The 24,789-nt window shown below is 67.2% G+C and carries 16 protein-coding genes and 1 riboswitch; of the genes, 14 read left to right on the top strand and 2 right to left on the bottom strand.

Annotated features, from left to right (window positions below):
• The first annotated feature begins 188 nt into the window (after positions 1 to 188).
• The 3 genes from JJJ16_RS07810 to JJJ16_RS07800 all read left to right on the top strand — a co-directional run bounded on the left by JJJ16_RS07810 (position 189) and on the right by JJJ16_RS07800 (position 1,946).
• Positions 189 to 644, top strand: a complete 456-nt coding sequence (locus tag JJJ16_RS07810; RefSeq protein WP_048677725.1) for a RidA family protein — start codon at positions 189 to 191, stop codon at positions 642 to 644.
• A gap of 82 nt (positions 645 to 726) precedes the next feature.
• Positions 727 to 1,323 carry a DUF2249 domain-containing protein gene (locus tag JJJ16_RS07805; RefSeq protein WP_219752097.1) on the top strand — a complete coding sequence of 199 codons (597 nt, stop codon included), beginning with the start codon at positions 727 to 729 and terminating at the stop codon, positions 1,321 to 1,323.
• Between the two features lie 143 nt (positions 1,324 to 1,466).
• The gene (locus JJJ16_RS07800; protein ID WP_219752096.1) at positions 1,467 to 1,946 is read left to right on the top strand and encodes a toxin; all 480 of its coding nucleotides are present in this window, start codon (positions 1,467 to 1,469) and stop codon (positions 1,944 to 1,946) included.
• Positions 1,947 to 2,894: 948 nt separating this feature from the next.
• On the opposite strand, the gene JJJ16_RS07795 is transcribed toward JJJ16_RS07800, so the two are convergent.
• Complete coding sequence (locus JJJ16_RS07795; protein ID WP_219752095.1) at positions 2,895 to 3,404, bottom strand: DUF2218 domain-containing protein; 510 nt, start codon at positions 3,402 to 3,404, stop codon at positions 2,895 to 2,897.
• A gap of 160 nt (positions 3,405 to 3,564) precedes the next feature.
• Here JJJ16_RS07795 and JJJ16_RS07790 point away from each other — a divergent pair, with 160 nt between their 5' ends.
• The 6 genes from JJJ16_RS07790 (at position 3,565) to JJJ16_RS07765 (ending at position 11,140) form a co-directional block, all read left to right on the top strand.
• The gene (locus JJJ16_RS07790; protein WP_219752094.1) at positions 3,565 to 5,034 is read left to right on the top strand and encodes an amino acid permease; all 1,470 of its coding nucleotides are present in this window, start codon (positions 3,565 to 3,567) and stop codon (positions 5,032 to 5,034) included.
• Positions 5,035 to 5,062: 28 nt separating this feature from the next.
• Positions 5,063 to 5,164, top strand: a riboswitch (TPP riboswitch).
• Positions 5,165 to 5,194: 30 nt separating this feature from the next.
• Positions 5,195 to 5,794: an ECF transporter S component gene (locus tag JJJ16_RS07785; protein WP_219752093.1), complete on the top strand. Its 600-nt coding sequence runs from the start codon at positions 5,195 to 5,197 to the stop codon at positions 5,792 to 5,794.
• A 10-nt stretch (positions 5,795 to 5,804) separates the two neighbouring features.
• Positions 5,805 to 8,171, top strand: a complete 2,367-nt coding sequence (locus JJJ16_RS07780; protein WP_219752215.1) for an ATP-binding cassette domain-containing protein — start codon at positions 5,805 to 5,807, stop codon at positions 8,169 to 8,171.
• Positions 8,168 to 8,761: a hypothetical protein gene (locus JJJ16_RS07775; RefSeq protein ID WP_219752092.1), complete on the top strand. Its 594-nt coding sequence runs from the start codon at positions 8,168 to 8,170 to the stop codon at positions 8,759 to 8,761. Before JJJ16_RS07780 ends, JJJ16_RS07775 begins: the two co-directional genes overlap by 4 nt.
• Before the next feature lie 4 nt (positions 8,762 to 8,765).
• Positions 8,766 to 10,289, top strand: coding sequence for a phospholipase D-like domain-containing protein (locus JJJ16_RS07770; protein WP_219752091.1), 1,524 nt, complete (start codon positions 8,766 to 8,768; stop codon positions 10,287 to 10,289).
• A complete protein-coding gene (locus JJJ16_RS07765; protein WP_219752090.1) occupies positions 10,286 to 11,140 on the top strand; it encodes a class I SAM-dependent methyltransferase in 855 nt (284 codons plus the stop codon). Before JJJ16_RS07770 ends, JJJ16_RS07765 begins: the two co-directional genes overlap by 4 nt.
• 28 nt (positions 11,141 to 11,168) lie before the next feature.
• Here the strand turns inward: JJJ16_RS07765 and JJJ16_RS07760 are convergent, their stop codons facing one another.
• A complete protein-coding gene (locus JJJ16_RS07760; protein ID WP_219752089.1) occupies positions 11,169 to 11,657 on the bottom strand; it encodes a hypothetical protein in 489 nt (162 codons plus the stop codon).
• A gap of 273 nt (positions 11,658 to 11,930) precedes the next feature.
• Between JJJ16_RS07760 and JJJ16_RS07755 the strand changes: the two genes are divergently transcribed.
• The 5 genes from JJJ16_RS07755 (at position 11,931) to JJJ16_RS07735 (ending at position 24,751) form a co-directional block, all read left to right on the top strand.
• On the top strand, positions 11,931 to 13,661 hold the full coding sequence (locus JJJ16_RS07755) for an alpha/beta hydrolase (RefSeq protein WP_219752088.1): 1,731 nt from the start codon (positions 11,931 to 11,933) through the stop codon (positions 13,659 to 13,661).
• Between the two features lie 372 nt (positions 13,662 to 14,033).
• On the top strand, positions 14,034 to 16,007 hold the full coding sequence (locus tag JJJ16_RS07750; RefSeq protein WP_219752087.1) for an N-acetylmuramoyl-L-alanine amidase family protein: 1,974 nt from the start codon (positions 14,034 to 14,036) through the stop codon (positions 16,005 to 16,007).
• 221 nt (positions 16,008 to 16,228) lie between these two features.
• Positions 16,229 to 20,050, top strand: coding sequence for a S8 family serine peptidase (locus tag JJJ16_RS07745; protein WP_007587687.1), 3,822 nt, complete (start codon positions 16,229 to 16,231; stop codon positions 20,048 to 20,050).
• A 197-nt stretch (positions 20,051 to 20,247) separates the two neighbouring features.
• Positions 20,248 to 24,072, top strand: a complete 3,825-nt coding sequence (locus JJJ16_RS07740) for a S8 family serine peptidase (protein ID WP_219752086.1) — start codon at positions 20,248 to 20,250, stop codon at positions 24,070 to 24,072.
• A 214-nt stretch (positions 24,073 to 24,286) separates the two neighbouring features.
• On the top strand, positions 24,287 to 24,751 hold the full coding sequence (locus JJJ16_RS07735) for a hypothetical protein (RefSeq protein WP_219752085.1): 465 nt from the start codon (positions 24,287 to 24,289) through the stop codon (positions 24,749 to 24,751).
• Positions 24,752 to 24,789: the final 38 nt, after the last annotated feature.

The raw sequence follows: 24,789 nt of genomic DNA, 5'->3' as shown, positions 1-24,789 counted from the left end.
TGAATAGTGCGCCCCGCATGATTGTCGACACGCGGGGCGCACGCATGCCTGCATCGCGTCTTTTTCGCCGAGGTCCCAGCCGGTATCTCACGCCCGCACCCTCACTCGCCACCCCCGGGATCAGCGCAACTAAACTGGAACCAGAGGACGAGGCCCCGGCCTCGTCGATCACAACGAAAGGACCCCTCATGCTCCCCTCCGAGAAGCTCGCCGAGCTCGGCCTCGAACTGCCCGCCGTCGCCACCCCCGTCGCCGCCTACGTGCCGGCCGTCATCGACCGTGGCGTCGTGCGCACCTCCGGCCAGATCCCCGTCGTGAACGGCGAGCCCGTGTGCATCGGCGCGGTCGGCGAGGACGGCGCGGACCCCGAGGACGCCAAGGACGCGGCGCGCGTGTGTGCCCTCAACGCCCTGGCCGCAGCCGCCGCAGCAGCGGGCGGCATCGACAACCTCGCGGGCGTCGTGAAGGTCGTGGGCTTCGTGTCCTCGCGCCCCGACTTCTACGGCCAGGCCGGCGTGATCAACGGCGCCTCCGAGCTGTTCGGCGAGATCTTCGGCAGCCAGCACGCACGCAGCGCCGTGGGCGTCGCCGCGCTGCCCCTCAACGTCAGCGTCGAGGTCGAGGCCGAGTTCCTCATTAAGTGAACGCGCGTGCGCGGCTGAGGCATGCCTACACTGGGTAAGGTTCGCTGAAATGGCCCGTCGGGCCGAAGGATAAGGAAAAGACATGACTGACCGTCAGATGTTCAAGCTGGTCGACGCCAACACCGTCCCTTCCGAGGGCGGCGGCTGCGGTTGCGGCTGTGGTGGCGAAGGTAAGAAGGCGCGCGCCGAGCAGGCCCCCGTCGAGCAGGCCCCCGAGCAGGGCGGCTGCGGCTGCGGCGGACACGGCCACGGCGCTGAGGCTGCCGAGGCCCCCGCCGAGCAGGCTCCCGAGCAGGGTGGCTGCGGCTGCGGCGGACACGACGCCCCCGCCGAGCGTCCCCACGAGATGGCCGCCGAGCCCATCGCCTCCACGGCCGGTGGCTGCGGCTGCGGTGACGGCGCCCCCTCTGCGGGCAACGTCCACGCTGGCGGCGCCGGCGTCATTCACCGCCCGGGCGCGGACGAGCTGGTCATCCACTCGATCCCCCGCGTCGTGCGCCACGCGGTCCTCTTCGCCGCGGTCGATAACCTGCCCGTCGGCGAGAACATCCAGATCTGCGCGCCCCACCAGCCCGAGCCGCTGTTCGCGCACCTGCAGGACTCCGAGCAGCACTACCGCGTGGAGACCCTCGAGGTTGGCCCCGTGGATTGGCGCTACCGCATCACGCGTCTCGCCTGAGGCTCTTTGACACGCCGAGGCCGTGGCTGACTCTCGCTTCCCTGCGGGGCCGGCCACGGCCTCGTCGTATGCGCGCGGAGACGGGTGCCGGTTCGGGTGTCCATTCGCGTGCCTGGGAGCGCCCGACCCGGTACCGTTGGTGTATGAGCTTCTTTGACATGACTTCTGACGCCGACGTTGAGGACGACCTGGATCGCGTCGAGACCGACGTGGTCGTGGACTGCGACATTGAGGCCGCGTGGGCGCTCGTGTCGGAGCCGGGCTGGTGGGTCAACGACGGCCCGCTGGGTGACCACGAGGTGACGCTCGGGGATGACGGCATCTATCGCGTGAGCGACCCGGACGCCGGCGACTGGCTGATCGAGAAGGCCGACGAGGATCCGATGGATGTCGTTGCCTTCCGCTGGTACCCGCTCGCCGACGACGAGCTGCCGGACGAGTACGCGACCCGCGTCGAGGTCTCCCTGTCCGAGGAGCGCGGTGGCGTCGCCATCCACGTGGAGGAGTCGGGTCTGGCGTCGGTTTCCGACGACGAGGCCGAGGCCCGCCAGGCGTACGACGACGCGATCGGCATGTGGGAACAGGTCCTGATCGCGGCGAAGAACTACCTTGAGGGCCGCTGAGCGTCTGCGCTTCCGTGCCGGTGTCTGCTGATGTCGGCGCGTCTCGATGTGGCGCGGCAATGAGCTGAATGACAACCCCCGCAGCCTTGTGGCTGTGGGGGTTTGTTGTGGGTGCGATTCACGGGTGGTGATCTGAGTGCCTGGCCGGGTGTGTCCCCCACATTTCGCACGTAATTCCCCTGTAGATGCTTTAACTTTTTAAGTCAGAACGTTGGAATTCTGGGGTTTTTGGGGTGCTACAAAGTCCGGTCGCCAGGGAATTACGTGCGGAATTGGTGGACGGTGGCGGGGCATTCGCCACGGTTGTGCTTGTGTGCGTGGGTGCTGCACCCGATCCGTAGGCAGTACACCCGATCTGATCGGGTGCAGCGTCCCGTAAGAGGTGCACCGTCCCGTAAGAGGTGTAATGCCCAGTGTGGGAGTTGCTGTGCGAACCATGGTGGAGCTTGTGACTCCGAAGCGTTGCACTAGTTGACGGAGCAATGCACTAGATGGGGGAGTATTGCACTGGATAGTAGCTAGTGCAATGCCCTGCTAAGTAGTGCAACGCTGGCGAAAGTAGTGCAATGCCTCCGGGGGTCGGACGCTGGCCGCGCGGTGGGGCTTGTTCCTAAGTGGTGTTAGACCATTTAGCTGGGTATTACACCAGTTCCCAGGCGGTGTAATGCTCCCTAACTGGTGTAATGCTCCCTAACTAGTGCAATGCCCTGCTAAGTAGTGCAACGCTGGCGAAAGTAGTGCAATGCCTCCCGGTGCCGAATGGTGGGGGGAACTGCATCGACATCTGCCGGGAGCGGGCGTCAACGCTCCGAAATTTCGCACGTAATTCCCCTGCGACTGTTTCAATATTTTAAGTCAGAACGTTGGAATTCTGCGGTTTTTGAGACGCTAACGCGTCCGTCCGTCAGGGAATTACGTGCGGAATTGATGAGGGTTGCCGCGCCGCGACTACTCCGCGTGCCCGGCCTCTCGCACCGCCGCCTCTCGCGCCGCCTCTTGCGCCGCCGCCTCGCGTGCTGCCTTCTTGGCGCGGGCGTGCGCCTCGACCTCTTCAGGGGTGAGGGGGCCCTGCGTGGAACCTTCGCTGCCGTCGGTGCGCTCCCACGAAATAGCGAGGCTGTCGCGTGCGCCGAAGCGCGCCAGGTGGATGCCGACGATGAATTCGAGGCGATCGGCGCGCTCGGGCTCCGTGCGCAGCTCAAGCCTCAGATCAGACGCCGACGCGATCACGTCGAAACGCCCCAGGATCGGACCCTCGCGGTCGAACAGCAGGTATCCGCTGCCCGCTTCCTCGTCCCACGAACCCGTGATCTTGTGGCCCATGTGGCTCACCAGCTGCTTGCCGTAGCGTGCGGCACGCTCGGTGGTAACCGTGGCCACGGAGATCAGGGGGTACGAGGCCTTGGCCGTTGAGGGGGTGGCGGTCTCGCCCGTCGAAGGCGTCGAATTCTGCGTCATAAGGCAAACCTAACTTGAATGCACCGCATCTGCCATGCGTAGCTCTGGATTCGGTCATGCGCGTACCTGTGCGGTAGCGTTGGATAGTCAAGCGCGTCACGCAGGCGCGCAAAGGCCGCGCAAAAAGCCCCCAGGCTGGGAGCAGGCGGAAGGAACAACGATGACAGTTGAGAACGTCGAACACGGTGAGCCCCAGCAGGGTGGCGAAAAGCTTCAGCGCACGCTGAAAAACCGCCACATCCAGCTGATCGCCATCGGTGGCGCGATCGGTACGGGTCTGTTCATGGGATCGGGTAAGACGATCTCCGTCGCGGGCCCCTCGATTCTGCTGGTCTACATGATCATCGGCGCGGTCCTGTTCCTGTTCATGCGCACCCTCGGCGAGCTGCTGCTCTCCGACCACAAGTACGCGACCTTCGCGGACATCGCCCGCGACCTCATTGGCCCCTGGGCCGGCTTTGTGACGGGGTGGACCTACTGGGCGTGCTGGGTGGTCACCGGCGTCGCCGACATGATCGCGATCACCGGCTACACGCACTTTTGGTGGCCGGACCTGCCCGCGTGGATCCCCATCGGTGCGACGACGCTGCTGCTCTTCGCCCTCAACGCCATGACGGTCAAGGCCTTCGGCGAGACGGAGTTCTGGTTTGCGCTCGTCAAGATCGTCGCGATCATCGCCCTGGTCATCGTCGGTTTCGGCATGGTCGCCATGGGCACGGTTGACGAGGAGGGAACCGCGGCCGCCGTCTCGAACCTGTGGAGCCATGGCGGCTTCTTCCCGACCGGATTCACCGGCTTCCTCGGCGGCTTCCAGATCGCCCTCTTCGCCTTCATTGGGATCGAGATGGTCGGCACGACAGTCGCCGAGACCGACGACCCGGACAACACCCTGCCCAAGGCCGTCAACTCCATCCCCGTTCGTATCATGCTCTTCTACGTGGCTGCGCTCGCGGCCATCATGATGGTGACCCCCTGGGATCAGGTGAGCCCCGAGAAGTCCCCCTTCGTCACGATGTTCTCGCTGACCGGGCTGGGCGCCGCGGCCACGATCGTCAACCTGGTGGTCCTCTCCTCGGCCGCGTCGAGCGCGAACTCGGGTATCTACTCCACGTCGCGCATGCTCTACGGCCTGGCCCGCCAGGAGCAGGCGCCCGGCATCTTCGCCCGACTGTCCAGTCACCACGTGCCCCTCAACGCCCTGTTCCTGTCCTGCGTGTGCCTCCTGTCGGGCATCGTCATCATGGGGATGGGCGGCTCGATTTCCGAGGCCTTCACGCTGGTGACCTCCGTGTCGGCGACGCTGTTCATGGGCGTGTGGGTTGTCATCGTCGTGTCCTACCTGGTCTACCTGCGCAAGCGCCCCCAGCTGCATGCGGCCTCGACGTTCAAGGCCCCTGGCGGCGCGATCAGCGCCTGGATCGTCCTGGCGTTCATGGGCTGCATGGGTGTCATCCTGGCGATGTGGGACGATACTCGCCCCGGCCTCGTCTATTCGCTGATTTGGATCGCGTTCATCGTGGGTGCGGCCTTCGCGAACCGCCATTTCCTGCTGCGCCGCGCGTCGCGCGGGGTCCTCGGCGACGGGGGCACGGGAGAGGGCCCGCATACCGGTCCTCATCTGCATGAGTAGCGGAATGAATACCAAGTGACTATGCTCACCAGAGTGCCACGGGAGCTCGAAGCGAGCTGAGAGGGGACCACCCCCGACCGTAGAACCTGATCCGGATCATACCGGCGTAGGAAGGCTCTTCCCTCGTGGCCGCCGTGCAACACGAAGGGAGTATTTTCGCATGGCATCCACTGCTCCGTCCCTCCGCTGGAGGGTCATTGACATCGTCACCGCCGCCGTCCTGGGCGTTGCTTGCGGCCTCATTTTTGTCGTCTGGAACCAGGTGGGCGGCGCAGGCTACGAGTTCCTCAAGACTATCGGCCCCGGTGTGGGTGGCCTGGTGACGGGCGTCTGGCTGCTGGGCGGCACGCTCGGCGGCTACGTCATCCGCAAGCCCGGCGCCGCGCTCTTCGTCGAGCTGATGGCTGCCACCGTCTCCATGGCCCTGGGCTCCCAGTGGGCCGTCGAGACCATCTACTCGGGTCTCGCGCAGGGCCTCGGCGCGGAGGTCGTCTTCGCCTTGGTGGCCTACCGCCGCTTCAACGTGACGATCGTGGGCGCTGCGGGCGCCGTGTCCTTTGCGTTCGAGTGGGTCCTCGAGCTTTTCCTCTCCGGCCACATCACGAAGGGCGTGCTCTACAACGTGATCTACCTCGTGTGCGGCATGGCGTCGGGTATTGTCCTGGCGGGTATCCTCGCTTGGGCGCTGACGAACGCGCTGGCAAAGACAGGCGCCCTGGATCGCTTCGCCTCAGGCCGTGGAGCGCGTGAGCTTGTCTGATTTCGGTTCCATGGACGAGGCCCACCCCGCCTCCTCCCGCCCCGTGTCCTCGCCCGGTGCCTCGGCTGCGCTGGGTGAGGGGGCGGGCGCGCGCGTGTGCGCGCGCGGCTGGGGATGGCGTCACGCCGGGCGTAAGAACGCCGCGCTGTCGGACGTTGATCTCGATATCGCGCCGGGCGAGCGCGTGCTGGTGTTGGGCCCGTCCGGGTCGGGCAAGTCGACGCTCATGGGCGGCTTGGCCGGCCTGCTGGGCGGCGCCGAGGAGGGCGAGGCCACCGGCACGCTCACCGTCGATGGCGTCGCTCCGGCCGAGGCGAGGGGCCGCGTGGGCCTGCTCATGCAGGACCCTGAGGCCCAGGTGGTCCTCGCCCGCGTGGGCGACGACGTGGCCTTCGGCATGGAAAACCTGGGGGTTGCGCGCGAGGAGATCTGGCCTCGCGTGGAGAATTCGCTCGAGGCCGTGGGCCTGAGCGTCCCCCTGGATCATTCGACGACGCAGCTGTCGGGCGGGCAGAAGCAGCGCCTGGCTCTGGCGTCGATCCTTGCGATGGGCCCGGGCCTGCTGCTCCTGGACGAGCCCACCGCGAACCTGGACCCGAGCGGCGTCGCCGAGGTGCGCGCCGCCGTCGAAAAGGTCGTCGAGCGCACGGGCGCGACCGTCGTCGTCGTCGAGCACCGCGTCGACGTGTGGGCCTCTCTCGTGGATCGCGTCATCGTGGTCGCGGACGGTGCGATCGCCGCCGATGGCCCCCTCGACGAGGTCCTCGCCCAGCAGGGTGACGCCCTGCGTGAGCGCGGCATCTGGCTTCCCGGCGACGACGTCGCCGCCGAGGTCGGACCCGCCCCCGAGGTTGCCCCGGCCTCGTCTGATGCCACCCCGATTGCCCGCGTCGCTGACCTGACGATCGGCTACGACGCGTCCGTCCCCGTGCGCAGCGGCATCGACCTGACGATCGAGCGCGGGGTCTCCACCTGCATCGTTGGCGCTAACGGCGCCGGAAAATCGACCTTTGCACTCACCCTCGCGGGCCTTCTGCCGCCGCTGGAGGGCACGGTCGAGGTCGAGACCTCCGATGGCACGCGCGGCGACCCCCACCAGTGGAGCAGCAAGCAGCTGCTCGGCCGCATGTCCATGGTCTTCCAGGAGCCCGAATACCAGTTCCTGGCCGCCACCGTCGCCGAGGAGCTCGCGATCGGCCCGCGCGCCGCTGGCATGACCGACGAGGAGATCGCCCCCCTCGTCGACGAACACCTCGAGGCCCTGGGCCTGACCAAACTTGCGCGCGCCAACCCCATGACGCTCTCTGGCGGCGAGAAGCGCCGCCTGTCGGTGGCGACCGCGCTCATCAGCGCACCCGAGCTGCTCATCCTCGACGAGCCGACCTTCGGCCAGGATCGCGGCACGTGGCTCGGCCTTGTGCGCCTCCTGCGCGCCGCCCTCGAGCGCGGCGTCACCCTGGTGTCGATCACGCACGACCCCGCGTTTGTGGCCGCGATGGGCCAGCGCGTCGTCGACCTCGGGCAGGTCGGCACGCGTGGCGCGGCCCCCGAGGATTCCACGGACGAGGCCGGGGCCGCCCCCGCCGGGAACGTTCACGGTCGCGGCCCGAAGCGCGGCGCCCGAGGCCTCCTCGCGCGTACGAATCCCGTCGCCCGCGTGCTCGCCCTCCTGGTCGCCACCACGCCCCTGCTGATCACGATTGACCCGGTGAGCGCGGCCGTTGCCGTCATTCTCGAGCTTGCGCTCATGCCCCTGTCGGGTGTGTCGGCGCGCAGCTTCTTCCTGAAGGCGACGCCGCTGCTGCTGGCCGCGCCGCTCGGCGCGCTGTCGATGCTGCTCTACGCCTCACCGGGCGGAACCGTGTACTGGCAGTTCGGGCCGGCAGCGATCTCGGATCACTCCATGTGGCTGGCGTTGGGCATCGGCCTGCGCATGTGCGCGATTGTCCTGCCTGCGATTGCTCTGCTCGACCGCATTGACCCCACCGACATGGGCGACGGCCTCGCGCAGATCCTGCACCTGCCCGCCCGCCCCGTGCTGGCTGCGCTCGCGGGCGCGCGCATGACGTCGCTGATGGCGGCCGACTGGAAGGCCCTCGAGCGGGCGCGCCGTGCCCGAGGCGTCGGTGACTCCTCGCGCATCCGTTCCTTCCTGCGAGGCTCCTTCTCGCTGCTGGTCTTCGCGCTGCGTCGCTCCGGCAAGCTGGCCACCACGATGGAGGCCCGAGGCTTCGGCGCGGCAGGCAAGCGAACGTGGGCGCGCCCCTCGCGCCTGCGTGCCGCCGATGCCGTCCTCATGGTCGTCGCCATCGCCGTGCCCGCGATCGCGCTGGCCGCGAGCATCTGGGCGGGCACCTTCGCCCTGGTGGGCCGATGAGCGGCCTCACCTGGGAAGACGTGAGTGGGGGAGTGGGCCTGCGGGTCACGGTCCCCGTCACGATGGGCCCCGATGAGGCCGCCCGCGAGCTCGCCCCCCGCCTGAGTGCCCTGGCGGGGGTGCGGGCCACGGCCTCGTCTGGTGAGGCGGGCGCGCGCCCCGGCGTCCCGGTCGTCACGATCGACGGCTACTCCGGCTCCGGCAAGTCCACCCTGGCCGCAGCGCTCACGCCCCTCCTGCCAGGCTGGCAGGTCCTGCACCTCGACGACTGGTACCCCGGCTGGGACGGCCTCGCGGAGGGCGCCCACATCGCGCGTCGAATTGCCGCGGACCTGCGGGGAGGGCGTGCCTCCTCCTACGAGGCCTGGGACTGGGAGTCCGGTATAACCGGGGCGACGATTCGCGTCCCCCTCGCCCCGACGATCATCGAGGGCTGCGGCGCTATCGAGGCCGAGGCCGATCTCGTCATCTGGATCGCAGACCCCGGCGAGGACGAACGGCGCAGCAGGGCGCTCGCGCGCGACGGGCAGACCTACGCGCCGCATTGGCAGAGGTGGGCCGACCAGGATCTGGGGCGCTCGCTACCATAGGCGTATGCTGCCGCCACATCCCGAACCCCCGCTGTGGGCGTGGCTCCTCTTTGGGGCCTTCGAGTTCGCCATCCGTATCATTGCGCTCGGCATCGTGCCCAAGCATCGCCGCGCCTCGACGTCGACCGCGTGGCTGCTGCTGATCTTCCTGTGGCCCCTCCTGGGTGTGCCGCTGTACTTCATTTTTGGCTCGTGGTGGGCGATGGGCCGCAGGCTCGACGACGACCCGGAAGCCCGCCAGCTGGTCGACGCCATCGTGGCCGGCTCGACCGCGCCCGATCCCGAGAACTACGAGGCGCCGGACGGGCCCGACGGCCTTCCCGCGGGCTCGGACGATGACACCGCCTCGATCATGCGACTGTCCGGGACCCTCAGCGGCTTCCCGGCCTCGGTGGGGCGGGTCGGTCGCCTCTACAACGACACGGCCGAGACCTTCCGGGCCATGGCCGCCAGCATCGATACGGCCACCCACCACGTGAACGCCCTGTACTACCAGACGTCCTGGGACGAGTACACGGCCCCCTTCTACGAGGCCCTCGAGCGTGCCGTCGCCCGCGGCGTCACCGTCCGCCTGCTCGTCGACCACCACGGCATGCGCACAATCCCGGGCCACAAGGACTTCCGCCGCCGCCTGAACGCCATGGGCATCGAGTGGCACGAGATGCTGCCCTTCGCCCCGCTGCGCGGACAGATCCGCCGCCCCGACCTGCGCAACCACCGCAAGATCCTCGTCATCGACGGGCGCGAGGCCTACGTCGGCTCCCACAACCTTGTGGCCCCCGACTACGACACCCCCTCGTACGCGAAGGCCGGCATGCTCTACGACGACACGAGCGTGTCCGTCACCGGCCCGATCGTCGCTCAGATCCAGGCGGTCTTCGCCGTCGACTGGTACTACGCGTGCAAGGAGATCCTGACCCCCGATGTCCTTATCCCGCCCGCCGCGCAGCTGGCAGCCGAGAACGAGGACACGCAGATCTCGGCGATGCAGATCATCCCGTCCGGCCCCGCGTTCACGGGCGAGCCGAACCTGCGCGCGTTCATCCACATGATCTCCTCGGCGCGCACGCACGTGTCGATCACGAGCCCCTACTTCATCCCCGACGAGGCCCTCATGACCGCGCTGACGAACGCCGCGCTGTCGGGCGTCGAGGTCGAGCTCTTCGTCTCCGAGCAGTTCGACCAGTTCCTGGTCGGCCACGCGCAGCGCTCCTACTACGGGCCGCTCCTGAAGGCGGGCGTGCGCATCCACCTGTACCACAAGCCGCGGATGCTCCACTCGAAGTACATGATCGTCGACGGGAGCCTGTGCATCATTGGCTCGTCGAACATGGACGTGCGCTCCTTCGGCCTCAACTACGAGATCGTGCTCGTCGCGGACAGCTCGCGCCTGGTCGAGATGCTGCACGGCAATGACGACCGCACGCGCGAGAAGTCTCGCGAGCTCACCTACGAGGAGTGGCGAGGCCTGCCGTGGCACGTCCACTACATCGACAACGTGTGTCGACTGGGGAGCTCGGTCCTGTGAGTGTTCCTGACAACGAGGTCGCGGCCGGGCGCGCTGCCACCCCTCGCTCACGGCAACAGAACTGGGATCGAAAGACGATGCCGAACACCCTGTCCGCCTCGCTCGAGGTCAATCCGTTTGTCGGGGAGGGTGGCGCCTACGACTCCGTGCGCCCCGCCTACCCGGACGAGGCCGTGGCCGCGTTGATCGACGCCGCGCGGCGCGCGCGAGGTGCCGACGCGTCGGGGCAGGGTGGCCCGCTGCGCGCCGCCGACATCGGCGCGGGCACCGGCAAGATGAGCGAGCTCCTAGCTCGCGGCGGTCTCCTCGTCGACGCGGTCGAACCCTCCGAGGCGATGCGCGCCCAGGCCTCGTCGATCGAGGGAGTCACCTGGCACGGCGGCGTCGCGGAGGAGACAGGGTTACCGAACGACGTGTATGACATCGTCGTCTTTGCGCAGTCGTGGCATTGGGTGGATTCCGAGCGTGCGGGCCTCGAGGCGGCCCGAATCCTGGCACCCGGCGGCGCGCTCGCGATCGTGTGGAATCAGATGGCCGTGTCGATCCCGTGGGTACATCGACTGACGCGCATCATGCGCTCGGGCGACGTGCACCGCCCCGACAACCCGCCCACGCCGGGCGGCGGCTTCGCGCCGATGACCCTCACCCAGGTCGCCTGGGAGGACCGCATGACCCCCGAGCAGATCCTCGCCCTGGGGACGACCCGCTCCTCGTACATTCGCTCCTCTGAGGCCGGCCGGGCGCGCATGCAGGAGAACCTGCGCTGGTACCTCTACGACCACCTCGGGTATGCGCCGGGGGAGCAGGTGACCATCCCGTACGCGACGCTCGTGTGGCTCACTCACCTGTGAGCGGCGCGCGAGCCGAGCGCATGGAACGTCAGCGAATGGGCTCCAGGAACCGGTCCGAGGACCCCTCGGGCATGGGGAGCGGGCGCTCCCGCGCGGTGCGCAGAGCGGGGTCGAGGACGGCCAGGACCGGATCCCAGGTGCGCAGCGGATGTGCGATCGTGAATCCAGCGGAGTCGCTGTTCAGAACGATTTCCTCGTAGACCTGGATGGTCACGCCGTTGTACTCGTGGGCGACGTGCTGGAGGAAGTAGGAGTTCGGGAGGTAGGTGACCTCCTGGAGGTTGAAGTCGGGATCCACCGCATAGATCGGGGTGAGATCGCGCCCGTTGGCGCCGACGACGATGGCGACCTCCGGCCGCGCCAGGTTGTTCGTCGCGGTCTCGAGGCTGTGTGACGTCGACGTGAGCGCCGGCGAGCCGACGACCCGCATGCGGTCCACCGTGCGATCGACGTAGCCGCGGAAGGTGATCTGCGGCCTGGGGGGCAGCTTGTTGAGGAGCTCGAGGAGTCCGCGCATATGTTCGGCATGGTTGTCGTCATTGGTCTTCCTGGCTTGTGCAGGGCGCGTTGGGGGTCCGTGGCGCCAGTGTCTGAACCGTCTTCGTTGGTGATGACGTCGGTGGTGATGTGCCCACGGTATCCGATTGTTGCCGGTGAGCGAAACCGTATGTTCGCGGGGGTGCCTGAGCGTGACGGGCGAGGTGCAGGAAGGGGCCGCGTGTCAGCCCTCGGTGCGTGTGGGAGTCCGTGCCTCGTGCCGCTCCTGAATGGGGCGGGTGCGCCTGGCACAATGGGTGCCATGGCTGTGTCGTTTCTGGGAGTGATCGCCGCCCTCGCCATGTACGCGGTGAGTGTGGCGCCGTCGCTGATGGCGCGCTCGTGGGCATGGCACGCGGTCGCTTCGGGCGTCCTCGTGTCCTGCGGGTACGTAGCCGGCGTGGTCGTCCAGAACGTGGGTGCCCGCGTCATCGCCCTGACCGGCCTGACGATCCGCGCATCCGAGCCCGTCGAGATCGGCTTCCGCGTCTGCATCGCCGCCCTCTTCGCGATCTGGTGGCTCTACGCGGTCATCCAGTCCTACCGACGGGCCCGCGTCGCCGCCAGGCTCGTCAATATGCCGGGGGAGACCTTCGGCGAGTACCTCCTGGGGACGGCCGGCACGGTCGTCATCGCCTGGTGTCTCATCCTGATCGTCGGGGCGTTGAACCGCGTGGGACGCATGCTGATCGGCGCACTCGACGGCTACATGCCGCGCCCGGCGGCGATCGTTGTGGGCATCGCGATCCTGGCCGCCATCGTCTTCTTCCTGACCTCCAACGTGATCCTGCGCGGCGGAATCGGCTTCTTCCGCCACCATGCCGAGCAGATGAATACGCGTACCGCGCGCGGTATCTACAAGCCGTTCGTGCCCGAGCGCTCCGCATCCCCGGCCTCGCCCGTCACCTGGGAATCCGTCGGCGGTCAGGGGCGCGTCTTCCTGGGGCGCGGCCCCTCGCGCCTCGACATCGCCCAGGTCACCGGCGGCGAGGCCATGGAGCCGATCCGCGTCTACTCCGGCATGCCTGCGGGTGGGGCGGGCATCGAGCAGGCCGCGGCGACGGTGGTCGCCGAGCTGCGCCGCACGGGTGCCTTCGATCGTGCCGTCATTCTCCTCGCCGCGTCGACCGGCTCCGGCTGGGTTGACGAGTGGCAGGTCCAGCCCCTCGAGTTCCTGACGCGCGGGAATTGCGCCACCGCCTCGCTCCAGTACTCCTACGTGCCCTCGGCCCTCAACTGGCTGACCGGCCTCGAGCCGGCGCAGGAGGCCTCGGCAGCGCTCTTCCGTGCGGTGCGGGCCGAACTCGACACGATGGACGAGGCGGACCGACCCGCGCTCTTCGTCTGCGGTGAATCCTTGGGGGCTTTCGCCTCGCAGTCGGTTTTCTCCTCGGTCGAGGAGGCGCTCTCCCAAGTGGATGGGGCCCTGTGGGTGGGGACCCCCGCCTTCACGCCGATGCACGCCGAGCTGACGGCAGCCCGCCACAAGGGAAGCCCCGAGGTCGCCCCCGTCGTCTACAACGGTCGGCGCGTGCGCTTCGTGAACGAGCCATCCGACCTGCGCACCGACCTGTACGGGCGCGAGCTGGGGCCGTGGGGCTTCCCGCGCTTCGTCTACGCCCAGCACGCCTCCGATCCGGTCGTGTGGTGGAACCGGAAGATGCTCTGGATGCAGCCCGATTGGCTGCGTGAGCGGGCGGGCCGCGACGTGTCTCCCTTCGTCGAGTTCACGCGCTTCGTCACCTTCATTCAGGTGCTCGCCGACCTGCCCGTCGCGGGGACCGCTCCCGGCGGCCACGGCCACACCTACAACGAGGAGCTGATCCCCCTGTGGCGGGCGATCCTCGGCTTTGATCTCCTCTTCGACGAGGCCCCGACTCACCCGCGCTTGACCGCCCTGGATGGTGAGTGGGTCGACGAGGAGATGGTGGAGCGTATCGGTATCGTCGTGCGGGCGAACCTGGAGCTGTCGGACCGGCAGTAGGGCACCCGCGGCGTGCCGTGGCATGTTTGTCGAGGTCGTGGGCCTGCCATGTATCAGTTTGTGTTAGTTCGCTATGGTATTTACCGTGTCAAATGAATTCTGTACCATCCAGAATTTCAGTCTTTTAAGAGGGTTGTCGGTGAACATGTGTGCTTTTGTCACGGAACATATGTTCATTGGTCAGTGAATGTGTTGAAATCTCGCTGACAAGAGGATGAAGGCTCCCCTTATTTCCCCTCGCAATGCCTTGTAGCTACTGAATGGTAAGCCAGTAAAGCATTGCTAGGTATCTGGTTTCGCAGTATCGTGCGAATTGCGAGCAGATAACTTAACCGCGCGGTATAGCTCGCCTGAATCAACATTGGAGTGAGCATGTCATACACATTTCACAGGGCGTGGATAGCGGCCCTGGCGACCGGCGCGATGGCAGCGTCCGGCGTCGCCTTCGGCGCTCCCGCCCTGGCAGCAACCCCCGCGCCCGACGCGGATGGTCCGATGATCTCCGACCTCGCCACCACCAGTGAAGGTATTGGCGGTCAGGTCACCTTCTCCGTCGTCGACAATCCCGGCCTGTCCAGCATCGACTTGCGCGATCCAGCCTCCGACGCGATCTTCTATCGCCGCGTCGTCGACTTCCCCGGCAACGTCACCGCTGACGGGAAGCATCACTACACGTTCACCATCAAGTTCTCCGATATCCAGGCCGCCTGGGCCAAGGCCGGCCACACCGACGCCCTGCCCGCGACCGTCAAGCTCGTCGCATGGGGCAGCGACGGCATGCCGTCCAAGCGTGCCGATGTCGCCATCGAACCGGTCGCGATGACGTCCCTCGACTTTGGTATCGAGTCAGGAAAACTCGATCTGTACGTTGGCCAGCAGACGAACATTGGCGTCACGCGCATGCCGGAAAACGCCAACATGACGAAGGTCAATTGGTCCGGCGACGACATTGACGTCCTCAACGTCGATGAGAAGTCAGGCCTCGTGACTGCCCAGAAGGAAGGCTGCTCGGATGTGAGGGCTGTCGCCGACTACATGGATCCGACGGTCTTCGACCCGGTGATGGCCAGCGTCCAGGTCTGCGTCAGCGAGCTGGACAAGGACGAGATTGCGCTCAATCACCTCCGTGTGGACATGGAGGAGGGTGAGGCTGTTACCCTCAAGCCGTTGCTTCCCGAGAAGTTCAAGGATGCCACCCTGTCCTGGAGCCTGGAGTACGGTGGCGCGGTCATCCTGAAGGTGGCCGAGGACGGCAAGAGCGCGACGATCACTGGCGGCAACGTTGTTGATTGGGATCAGGTGAACCTGACCGCCACCCTGCCCGATGGAACCTCGGCAACGGCGACGACAATCGCTGTTGTGAAGGCTGTGAAGCAGGACGCGAAGGCACCTGCTCCGTGGGTTGAGCCTGCTCCGCAGCCCGATCCGCAGCCTGCGCCGGACCCGCAGCCTGCCCCGGATCCGCAGCCTGCGCCGGATCCGCAGCCTGCGCCGGATCCGCAGCCTGCGCCGGATCCGCAGCCTGCGCCGGACCCGCAGCCTGCCCCGGACCCGCAGCCTGCCCCGGATCCGCAGCCTGCGCCTGACCCGCAGCCTGCGCCTGACCCGCAGCCTCAGCCGGATCCGCAGCCTGCTCCCGATCCTCAGCCCGCGCCTGACCCGCAGCCTGCGCCCAACCCGCAGCCTCAGCCGGACCCGCAGCCCGCGCCTGACCCGCAGCCTGCTCCCGCCCCGATGGGCGCCTGGATGATGGACTCGGTCGGCTGGTGGTACCGCAATGCTGACGGCACGTACCCGACGAACACCTCCATGATGATCGACGGACACACCTACCGCTTCGATGGACGCGGCTACATGCGCACCGGCTGGGTCATGGACGGCGGAGCCTGGTACTACCACGACGCCTCCGGCGCTCAGCTCACCGGCTGGCAGATGGTCCGCGGCTCCTGGTACTACCTGGGTGACAACGGCCTGATGCGTACCGGCTGGGTCATGGTCGACGGTGTCTGGTACTACCTGCATGGCTCCGGTGCGATGGCCACCGGATGGGTCAACCTGGGTGGCACGTGGTTCTACCTGCACGGCTCGGGCGCGATGCTCACCGGCTGGCAGATGATCGGCGGCTCCTGGTACTTCCTCGGCTCGGATGGCGCCATGCGTACCGGTTGGGTGAAGGATGGTAGCACCTGGTACTACCTGCACGGCTCGGGCGCGATGGCCACCGGCTGGCTCAACCTGGGTGGCGCCTGGTATTACCTGTCTCCCTCGGGGGCCATGGTGACCGGCACGCAGATGATCAACGGCCGTATGTACACCTTCGACGCCTCGGGTATGTGGATGCCGTGATCTGATATCCGCCTACCGCCAGGCAATACGCCGGGTCCGGGAACGCAGTAGCGCGCTCCCGGGCCCGGTCGTGTTAGACGCTTCAGCTGCGCTTCACATATCGGTAAGCAAGATGGTGATTGTCAGGTAGGGCACATGAGGTATGTTGTGAGGAGACGGCTGGTACGCCGACGTACCGGGTGCCACTGGCACTCCGTCCCCCAACATATCGGAGAAGGCTTATGTCAACGAAGAAACCGGCTGCCCTCCTCGCCTTCGTCGGCGCGTGCGCGCTCGCGGTGACTGGGCCGGCCACCCTGGCCTCGCCCCTGCCCCCGGGACCCACCGGAACGCACGATGGCGCAGCAACCTCCCTGCCCGTGGGCGACATCGACACGGCGCTGACCTCGAAGAGCGGACAGTCCGCGCCCTCCTCGACCGGCGCAGAGGCGGACCCGGCGCGCGTCGTCGGCGTCATCGTCCAGCTCGAGGATGGCGCGTCCCGCGAGGGTGCGATCAGTGAGATCAACGAGGCCGTGTCCGCCCTCTACCCGGGAACGCAGGCCCAGGTGGAGCACGAGTACGGCAACGTCATGTCGGGCTTCGCCCTCAAGGCACCCGTCGGTGCGCTCGATGCAATCCGCCGTGCCCCGGGCGTACGCGCCGCGTTCCTTGAGCGCGAGGGTCGCGTCAGTGATGTGGCCACGCCCGATGCCGAGGGTGGTATCGAGTCCTCGCAGACCGGCGGGCAGGACCCCGTCAACCTGAGCGCCCATCTCATGATGCACATCGACCAGGTCGCCCAGAAGGGCGAAGGAAAGGTCATCGCCGTCATCGACACGGGCGTCGACATGACGCATCCGGCATTCACTGGCGAGCTCGCGGGAACGCCCCCGCTCACCCCGCAGAAGGTCGCCGCGATGACCTCGCAGCTGGGTGAGGGCAAGACCGGCGTCTACGTCTCGCAGAAGTTCCCCTTCGCCTACGACTACGCGGACGGCGACAACGACGCGTCGCCGGCGAAGACCCCGTACGGTTCCCACGGGACGCATGTCGCCGGCATCGCCGCAGGTAACGCCGACAAGATCGTCGGCACCGCTCCGAACACCCAGGTGATCGTCGCGAAGGTGACGCGCAGCGAGGACGACGCGCTGCTGGACTCGGCGCTGCTTGCCTCCCTCGACGACATGCTCGTCCTGCATCCCGACGTCATTAACCTGTCGCTCGGCTGGACGGCCGGCATGGATGGCGAGGCCGACACGGTGTACGCGACCGTGTACAAGAAGCTGCAGGAAGCGGGCATCACCGTCAACGCGGCCTCGGGCAATGCCTTCTCCACCGGGTACGGCAACAACTCCGGCAAGGGCCTGCCCTACGCCTCGGACCCCGACTCCTCGGTTATGGACGAGCCGGCGACCTACTCCTCGGTGGTTGCCGTCGCCTCGGTCGAAAACGCCCTGATGCGCAACGCCTTCACCGTCAATGGGAAAGACATCGGATATCAGCGCGCTCGCGGCCTCAACGGCGAGAAGGTCGCCTTCTTCTCCGACCTGCCCGCCGGCACCTACGAGTACGTGGACGCCGGGTTCGCCTCCGAGGAGGACGCCGCCGCGCTCAAGGCGAAGTACCCGGACGGCCTCGCCGGCAAGATCGCGCTCGTCTCCCGCGGCAACATGACCTACCAGAAGAAGGTCGAGAACCTCTACGACCTCAAGCCCGCCGGAATCGTCGTCTACAACAACGTGTCGGTCGGATCGCTCATCGCCATGAATCTGACGACGCAGGACATGCCCGCGGCGTTCATCTCTCAGGCCGATGGCCAGGCCATGCTGGACGCCCCCGAGCACACGCTCTCGATCGCCGAGGGTCAGGTCCTGCCGCAGTCCACCGTGTACGAGGCGTCGGAATTCTCCGCGTGGGGCGTGTCCCCGGACCTGCGCCTCAAGCCCGAGATCGCGGCGCCCGGTGGCGAGGTTTTCTCGTCGATACCGGACGGTGCGTACGAGCAGTCCTCGGGTACGTCGATGGCCACGCCTCAGATGGCGGGCGTCAGCACGATCGTCTTGCAGCGCGTCCAGTCCGACCCGCTCTTCGCCTCGATGAGTGCGCGTCAGAAGGCTGACGTCGTCCAGAACCTCATCATGGGCACTGCCCGTCCGCTGACGGATGCGGCTCAGACGACGGGCGCGTTGTACTCGCCGCGTAAGCAGGGCGCGGGCCTCGTCGACGCCCTGGCTGCGACGACTTCGTCCGTGTACCCGACCGTGGTCGGCGCCCCCGAGCAGTCCCGACCCAAGGCGGACCTGGGGGACGGCACGAAGGGGTGGCACTTCGACGTCACGCTGCATAACCTCTCGGGTGTTCCGGCCACCTACGAGCTGAGCTCGCAGGCCCTCTCCGAGATCGTGGACGGCGGATTCTTCACGCAGCACTCCTCTGATTGGCGAGGCCGTGGCGTGGAGATCGCGTACTCGGGCGCCGCATCCGCGTCCGCCGAGGGTGCGACGGTGACGGTCCCCGCGAGCGGCGAGGCCACCGTCGGTATCGACATCACGCCCGGCAGCGAGTTCGCCTCCTACGTCGCGGACAATGCGCCCAACGGTACGTTCCTCGACGGTTTCGTGCGCTTCGCGTCGAAGACCGCGTCCCAGCCCGACCTCGCCGTGCCCTACCTGGGCTTCTACGGCGACTGGGGCAAGGTCCCCATCTTCGACGCCCTCGCCTCGGACGGCGGCGCACACACCCGGGCCTCGGCCATCGTCAACGGCAAGACCGGCGACTCCCTCGGCTACAACCCCCTCGTTAAGGCGGCCGAGCGCACCGGCAAGCCCAACCCGCAGCGCTACGTGATCTCCAGGTCCACGGCCTCGGGCGCCCCGACGATCCTCGAACCCCGCACGGGCACGCTGCGCAGCGTCCACTCGCTGACCAGCACCTACACGAACGAGGCCGGGGAGACGGTCTTCTCGGTGACCAACCATCGGAACTGGAAGTCCCTCTACCAGACGAGCACCGAGGAGAACACCTGGGTCGAGGCCTACCACGAGTCCACGGTCTTCGACGCGAACGCGGAGAAGTTCTCGCACATGCCCGACGGCACGTACACGCTGCGGATCGCCGCGTCCAACGACGGCCCGTCGCGCGCCGAGCAGTCGATCTCCTACAAGTTCCGCCTCGACACGACGGCACCGGTCATCTCAGGAGTGACGTACGGCGGAGACGGGCCCGACATGGCCGTGTCCTTCAATGTCGCCGATGACTCGCCCCTGGCGGCGATCGACTTGCACGACCCGGCTGACGGCCTGTGGTTCTACCGCCACGTCTTCACCGAGAGCGAGGGTAGCGTTGGCCCCGACGGTCGGTACATGTACCACGTTGAGATCCCATTGATGGAGATCTCTGGGGCGTGGAGTGACCAGGGTGGCGTCGGCGGAGTCATCGACAATCCCTACCTGCTCGCGTGGGACTACGGGCTCAACCCCTCCGAGCCGGTGAGCCTCGACCTGCCCATCTCCGACGACAACGAGACGGCCTCGTGCAAGGATCCGACGGGCGGTCACTGGATCAAGGAAGTGCGGTACTGGCGGTACCAGTGCGCTAACGAGAGGGCGTACCTGGGAGGAGGCTGGTTCACGATCGGTGGCAGGGACTACCAGTTCAGCCCCTCCGGTTACATGATGACCGGCTTCGTCAAGCACCCCAGCGGTGACTGGATGTACGTGGATTCCGATGGCGTTCCCGTCGGCGGGTGGGTCCTCGACGGCGTGTACGGTGGCCCCTACTGGTACTACCTGGATCCGGCCACCAAGATCATGAAGACCGGGTGGCTCGCCGACGGCGGCTCGTGGTACTACCTCACAGGTTCCGGCGCGATGGCCATCGGCTGGGTGCACGATGGCGGCTCCTGGTACTACCTGTCCGACTCGGGCAAGATGGCGACAGGCTGGGTCAAGGTCGGTGGCACCTGGTACTACCTGGGCCCCGATGGTGCGATGTTCACGGGCACGCACGTGATTAACGGGCGTACCTACGTCTTTGACGGGAGCGGCGCGTGGGTCGGTTGACCTGAGTGCTTGCCCAGCGACGACGAGGCCCGGGGAGGGCGTCTCACCCGGCCCGGGCCTTGTTCGTCGTCGCACTGCCCTGCTGTCCGACGTGCTGCGCAATGATGCGTCGCAGCGCTGTCCTCACATAACGACCAATAGGTACGCGTTCGCTTCGTGCCTCTCGAGGTCCCCATTCACATTTTGGAGTTACGCACATGACAACGAAGAAACCAGCGGCGTTCCTCGCGCTGGCTGGCACCGCCGCTCTGGTGGTTGCCGGCCCCGCGACCCTCGCATCCCCGCCAACCCCGGCAGACACCCGACCCGACGCAGGCGCCACGGCCTCGTCCCTGCCCGTCGGCGACGTCGATACCGCGCTCACCTCGAAGAGCGGACAGACCACGCAGGACGCTCAGCCGCCGACGACCGACGAGGTCGACCCCGCCGCGGTCGTCACTATCGTCGTCCAGCTCGACGAGGGTGCAGACCGCGCGGCCTCCCTCGCCTCGATCAACGAGGCCGTGGCCGGTGCGTTCCCCGGCTCTTCCGCCCAGGTGGAGCGCCAGTACGACAAGGCCCTGCAGGGCTTCGCGCTGAGCGCCCCCGCCGGATCCCTCGACGCGATCCGCGCGGTGAGCGGCGTCAACGCCGCCTTCCTCGATCGCGAGACCCATGTCGATGGTGTCGATGACCAGGTCGCCGGAGAGGGCGCGACGAACTCCTCGCGCATCTCCACCCAGAACCCCGACAACCTCAGCGCCCAGCTGATGATGCACGCCGACCAGATCACCCAAAAGGGTAATGGCAAGGTCGTCGCCATCATCGACACGGGCGTGGACATGACCCACCCAGCGTTCGCGGGTGCCCTGCACGGGACCCCCGGGCTTTCCGAGGACAAGGTGGAGGGCCTGACCCCACATCTTGGCGACGGCAAGACCGGCAGCTACGTGTCGGAAAAGTTCCCCTTCGCCTACGACTACGCGGATAACGACCCGGACGCCTCGCCGACCGGCAAAGCCGGATCGCACGGCACGCACGTCGCCGGCATCACCGCGGGCAACGCGGGTGAAATCGTGGGCATCGCCCCGGACGCGCAGATCATCGTCGCCAAGGTCGCCAGCAGTATCAGCGGCGGCATCCCGGACTCGGCGCTGCTCGCCGCCCTCGACGACATGGTCGTCCTGCGCCCCGACGTCGTGAACCTGTCCCTCGGACAGACCGGCGGCATGGATAACGAGGCCGACTCCATGTACGCGACCGTGTTCAAGAGCCTCCAGGACGCTGGCGTCACCGTGAACGCGGCCGCCGGCAACGAGTACACGGCCGGATACGGCAACCTCTCCGGCAAGAACCTGCCCTTCGCCTCCGACCCCGACTCCTCCGTCCTGGGCGAACCGGCGTCCTACTCCTCCGTCGTGTCCGTGGCCTCGGTCGACAACTCGCTGTCGCACAGCGCCTTCACCGTCGGCGACCGCGACATCGCCTACCAGCGCGCCGGCGGCGCCGACGGCCAGAAGATGCCCGACCTGTCCGACCTGACCGGCGGTCCCTTCGAGTACGTCGACGGCGGCATCGGTTCGCCCGAGGATGGCGCCGCGCTCAAGGCCAAGTACCCCGAGGGCCTCGCGGGCAAGATCGTGCTGGTCAAGCGCGGTACTCTCACCTTCCAGGACAAGTTCAACAACATTGCCGGCTCCAAGCCCGCCGGCTTCATCGTCTACAACAACGTGCCCGGTGACTCGCTCGTGGTCATGAGCCTGGCGACGGACGGCGTGCCCGCCGCGTTCATCTCGCAGGCTGACGGTGAGGCCATGCTGGCCGCCGCCGACCACCACCTGAGCGTCGCCCCCGGCAAGGTCGTGGCCCCGAGCAAGAAGTACTCCATGTCGAGCTTCTCCTCGTTGGGCGTCACCCCGGACCTGCGCCTCAAGCCCGAGGTCAGCGCCCCCGGAGGCAACATCTACTCGGCTGTGCCCGGCGGCACCTACGAGTTCATGTCCGGCACCTCGATGGCGACCCCGCAGATGGCGGGCGTGAGCGCCGTCGTCCTGCAGCGCGTTGAGAACGATCCGCTGTTTGCCTCGATGAGCGCGCGTCAGAAGATCGATGTCGTCCAGAACCTCATCATGGGAACGGCGACCCCCGTCGTCGACCCGCTCCAGGACACTGGCGCCCCGTACTCACCGCGCAAGCAGGGATCGGGCCTGACGAATGTCCTGGCGGCCACGACCTCGTCCGTGTATCCGACCGTGGTCGGCGCCCCCGAGCAGTCCCGGCCCAAGGCGGACCTGGGGGATGGTACGAAGGGCTGGCACTTCGACGTCACGCTGCACAACCTGTCCGGCGCGGAGGCCACCTACGCGCTGAGCTCGCAGGCCCTCTCCGAGATTGTTGAGGGTGGGTTCTTCACCGGCAAGTCCGCCGATTGGCGAGGCAAGGGCGTGGACATCGCCTACTCCGGCGCGGCCGTGAGTGGCACCGGTGAGGGCGCGACCGTTACCGTTCCCGCGAACGGCGAGGTCACGGTGGGCGTGGATGTCAAGCCTGGCTCCGACTTCGACTCCTCCGTCGCGCAGAACACGCCCAACGGCACCTTCCTCGATGGATTCGTGCGTTTCGCCTCGAAGACCGCGTCCCAGCCCGACCTGACCGTGCCCTACTTGGGCTTCTACGGTGACTGGGGCAAGGCCCCCATTTTCGACGCCCTCGCCTCCGAGGACGGGGCTCACACGCTCGCCTCCTGGGTCTACAACGGATCCACGCGCCAGCAGCTGGGATACAACCCCCTGGTCAAGGATGCTGATCGTATCGGTCTGCCCAGCTCGAGCAAGAACGTCCTCTCTCGCTCGGTTGCCTCGGGCGCTCCCACGATTCTCGAACCCCGCACGGGCACGCTGCGCAGCGTGCACACGATCAACGCCGCGTACACGAACGCTGCGGGAGAGACGATCGCGTCCTTCACGCGCTACCAGAACTGGAAGTCCGCGCTGGATTCGTCCGGAAGGATGACGTGGGTCGAGCGGGGACGTGAGCCGCTGGTCCTGGATCTGCGCGACGCCGAGTACAGGAACCTGCCCGATGGTGTGTACAAGCTGACGCTGTCCGCGCACAACGACGGCCCTTCGCAGGCCGAGCAGTCGATCTCCTACGAGTTCCGCATCGACACGGCCGCGCCCGTTGTCTCCAACCTGGAGTACAAGGGCGAGGGTGCCGACACGGTCGTGTCCTTTGACGTCACCGACGCGTCCCCGCTGGCCGCGTTCGACCTGCATGACCCGGCCGACGGCCTGTGGTTCTACCGCCACGTGTTCGCGGACAACGAAGGAACGGTCGGGGCTGACGGAACCTACACGTACCACGTCGAGGTTCCCATGTCGGCCATCTCGCAGGGGTGGGCCGATCAGGGTGGCTCCGGCGAGGTCATCGCCCACCCCTACGTCCTCGCGTGGGATTACGGACTGAACCACTCCAAGGCAGCGACCCTTGACCTGCCGTCGGATAACCCTGGCGTGTGCGTCACGGCTGACGGCGGCCACTGGGCGAAGGACTTGCGTGGCTGGTGGTACCAGTGCGCCAACGGGAAGGAGTACCTCAAGAACGGCTGGTTCACGATCGGTGGCAAGGACTACCTGTTCGGCTCCGACGGCTACATGATGACCGGCTGGCTCCGGCGCGATGACGGTGCGTGGGTGTACGCAAATTCCGAGGGCGCCCTGGTTGGCGGCTGGGTGTTCGACGAGAGCTTCGACGGTGCTTACTGGTACTACCTGGATCCGGCTACGAAGGTCATGAAGACCGGGTGGGTCGCCGACGGTGGCTCGTGGTACTACCTCACCGGTAGCGGCGCGATGGCCACCGGATGGGTGCACGATGGTGGCTCCTGGTACTACCTGAAGGATTCGGGCGCGATGCACACCGGATGGTTGAACCTCGACGGTACCTGGTACTACCTGGGACCCGATGGGGCAATGTTCACCGGCACTCACGTGATCAACGGACGCACCTACGTGTTCGACGCGAACGGGGTCTGGGTGCGCTGACGCGCATCGCACCTGAATCACTGATTCGCTCATTCACGAGGCCGGGGCCCGGGAACGCTCACTGCGAGCGCTCCCGGGCCCCTTCTCATGCGCGCCCACGGGTGTTCATGCGCGCACGAACGTCGCATTCCCGATCGTCGCTGCGGTATGTTGGAAGCGGCGACACACCTCGATGTCGCCTCGTATCTGCGTCGAACGTATGGGAGTGCAGTCCATGAAGAAGCCAGCTGTTTTCCTGGCCGGGGTGGGCACGTGCGCGCTCGCGGTCGCGGGCTGCTCGCCTGCCTCCACGTCGACGCCCTCGCCACAGTCCAACCCGGGCAGCGACTCCGCCCAGTCCGCGCTGCGAGCCACGGCCTCGCCGACGATCGACCCCGACACTGCACTGACGTCCAAGAACGGGCAGAGCGGACCGAGCGCGCAGTCCGGCCAGGACGCAGACACCTCGGTCGTCGTCATCGTCCAGCTCGCGGAAAGCGCCGACGGCGAGGCGACCCTCGCCTCGATCAACGAGGCCGTAACCGCCGCGTTCCCGGGCGCCTCCGTGTCCGTGGAACGCGAGTATCGCAACGCCCTGCGCGGCTACGCTCTGCGCGTGCCCGCCGGGTCGATCGACGTCATTCGAGCGGTGAGCGGCGTCCAGGGGGCATACCCGGACGGCAACAACAACCTCCAGTAAACGAACATCCGGCTGCCTCGCGCCGGGTGAGGCAGGTG

This window comes from Schaalia sp. ORNL0103 (assembly GCF_019429565.1).
In the GTDB taxonomy this organism is placed as follows: Bacteria; Actinomycetota; Actinomycetes; order Actinomycetales; family Actinomycetaceae; genus Pauljensenia.
Note: the sequence above shows the minus strand (reverse complement) of the source record. Positions and strands in the feature narration are given on the sequence as shown.

Bases quoted from the DNA above. Each gene is read 5' to 3' on its own strand.
- JJJ16_RS07810 (WP_048677725.1), top strand. From the start codon at position 189: ATGCTCCCCTCCGAGAAGCTCGCCGAGCTCGGCCTCGAACTGCCCGCC.
- JJJ16_RS07745 (WP_007587687.1), top strand. From the start codon at position 16,229: ATGTCAACGAAGAAACCGGCTGCCCTCCTCGCCTTCGTCGGCGCGTGC.
- JJJ16_RS07775 (WP_219752092.1), top strand. From the start codon at position 8,168: ATGAGCGGCCTCACCTGGGAAGACGTGAGTGGGGGAGTGGGCCTGCGG.
- JJJ16_RS07750 (WP_219752087.1), top strand. From the start codon at position 14,034: ATGTCATACACATTTCACAGGGCGTGGATAGCGGCCCTGGCGACCGGC.
- JJJ16_RS07805 (WP_219752097.1), top strand. From the start codon at position 727: ATGACTGACCGTCAGATGTTCAAGCTGGTCGACGCCAACACCGTCCCT.
- JJJ16_RS07795 (WP_219752095.1), bottom strand. From the start codon at position 3,404: ATGACGCAGAATTCGACGCCTTCGACGGGCGAGACCGCCACCCCCTCA.
- JJJ16_RS07760 (WP_219752089.1), bottom strand. From the start codon at position 11,657: ATGCGCGGACTCCTCGAGCTCCTCAACAAGCTGCCCCCCAGGCCGCAG.
- JJJ16_RS07800 (WP_219752096.1), top strand. From the start codon at position 1,467: ATGAGCTTCTTTGACATGACTTCTGACGCCGACGTTGAGGACGACCTG.
- JJJ16_RS07780 (WP_219752215.1), top strand. From the start codon at position 5,805: ATGGACGAGGCCCACCCCGCCTCCTCCCGCCCCGTGTCCTCGCCCGGT.
- JJJ16_RS07740 (WP_219752086.1), top strand. From the start codon at position 20,248: ATGACAACGAAGAAACCAGCGGCGTTCCTCGCGCTGGCTGGCACCGCC.
- JJJ16_RS07735 (WP_219752085.1), top strand. From the start codon at position 24,287: ATGAAGAAGCCAGCTGTTTTCCTGGCCGGGGTGGGCACGTGCGCGCTC.
- JJJ16_RS07790 (WP_219752094.1), top strand. From the start codon at position 3,565: ATGACAGTTGAGAACGTCGAACACGGTGAGCCCCAGCAGGGTGGCGAA.
- JJJ16_RS07785 (WP_219752093.1), top strand. From the start codon at position 5,195: ATGGCATCCACTGCTCCGTCCCTCCGCTGGAGGGTCATTGACATCGTC.
- JJJ16_RS07755 (WP_219752088.1), top strand. From the start codon at position 11,931: ATGGGTGCCATGGCTGTGTCGTTTCTGGGAGTGATCGCCGCCCTCGCC.
- JJJ16_RS07770 (WP_219752091.1), top strand. From the start codon at position 8,766: ATGCTGCCGCCACATCCCGAACCCCCGCTGTGGGCGTGGCTCCTCTTT.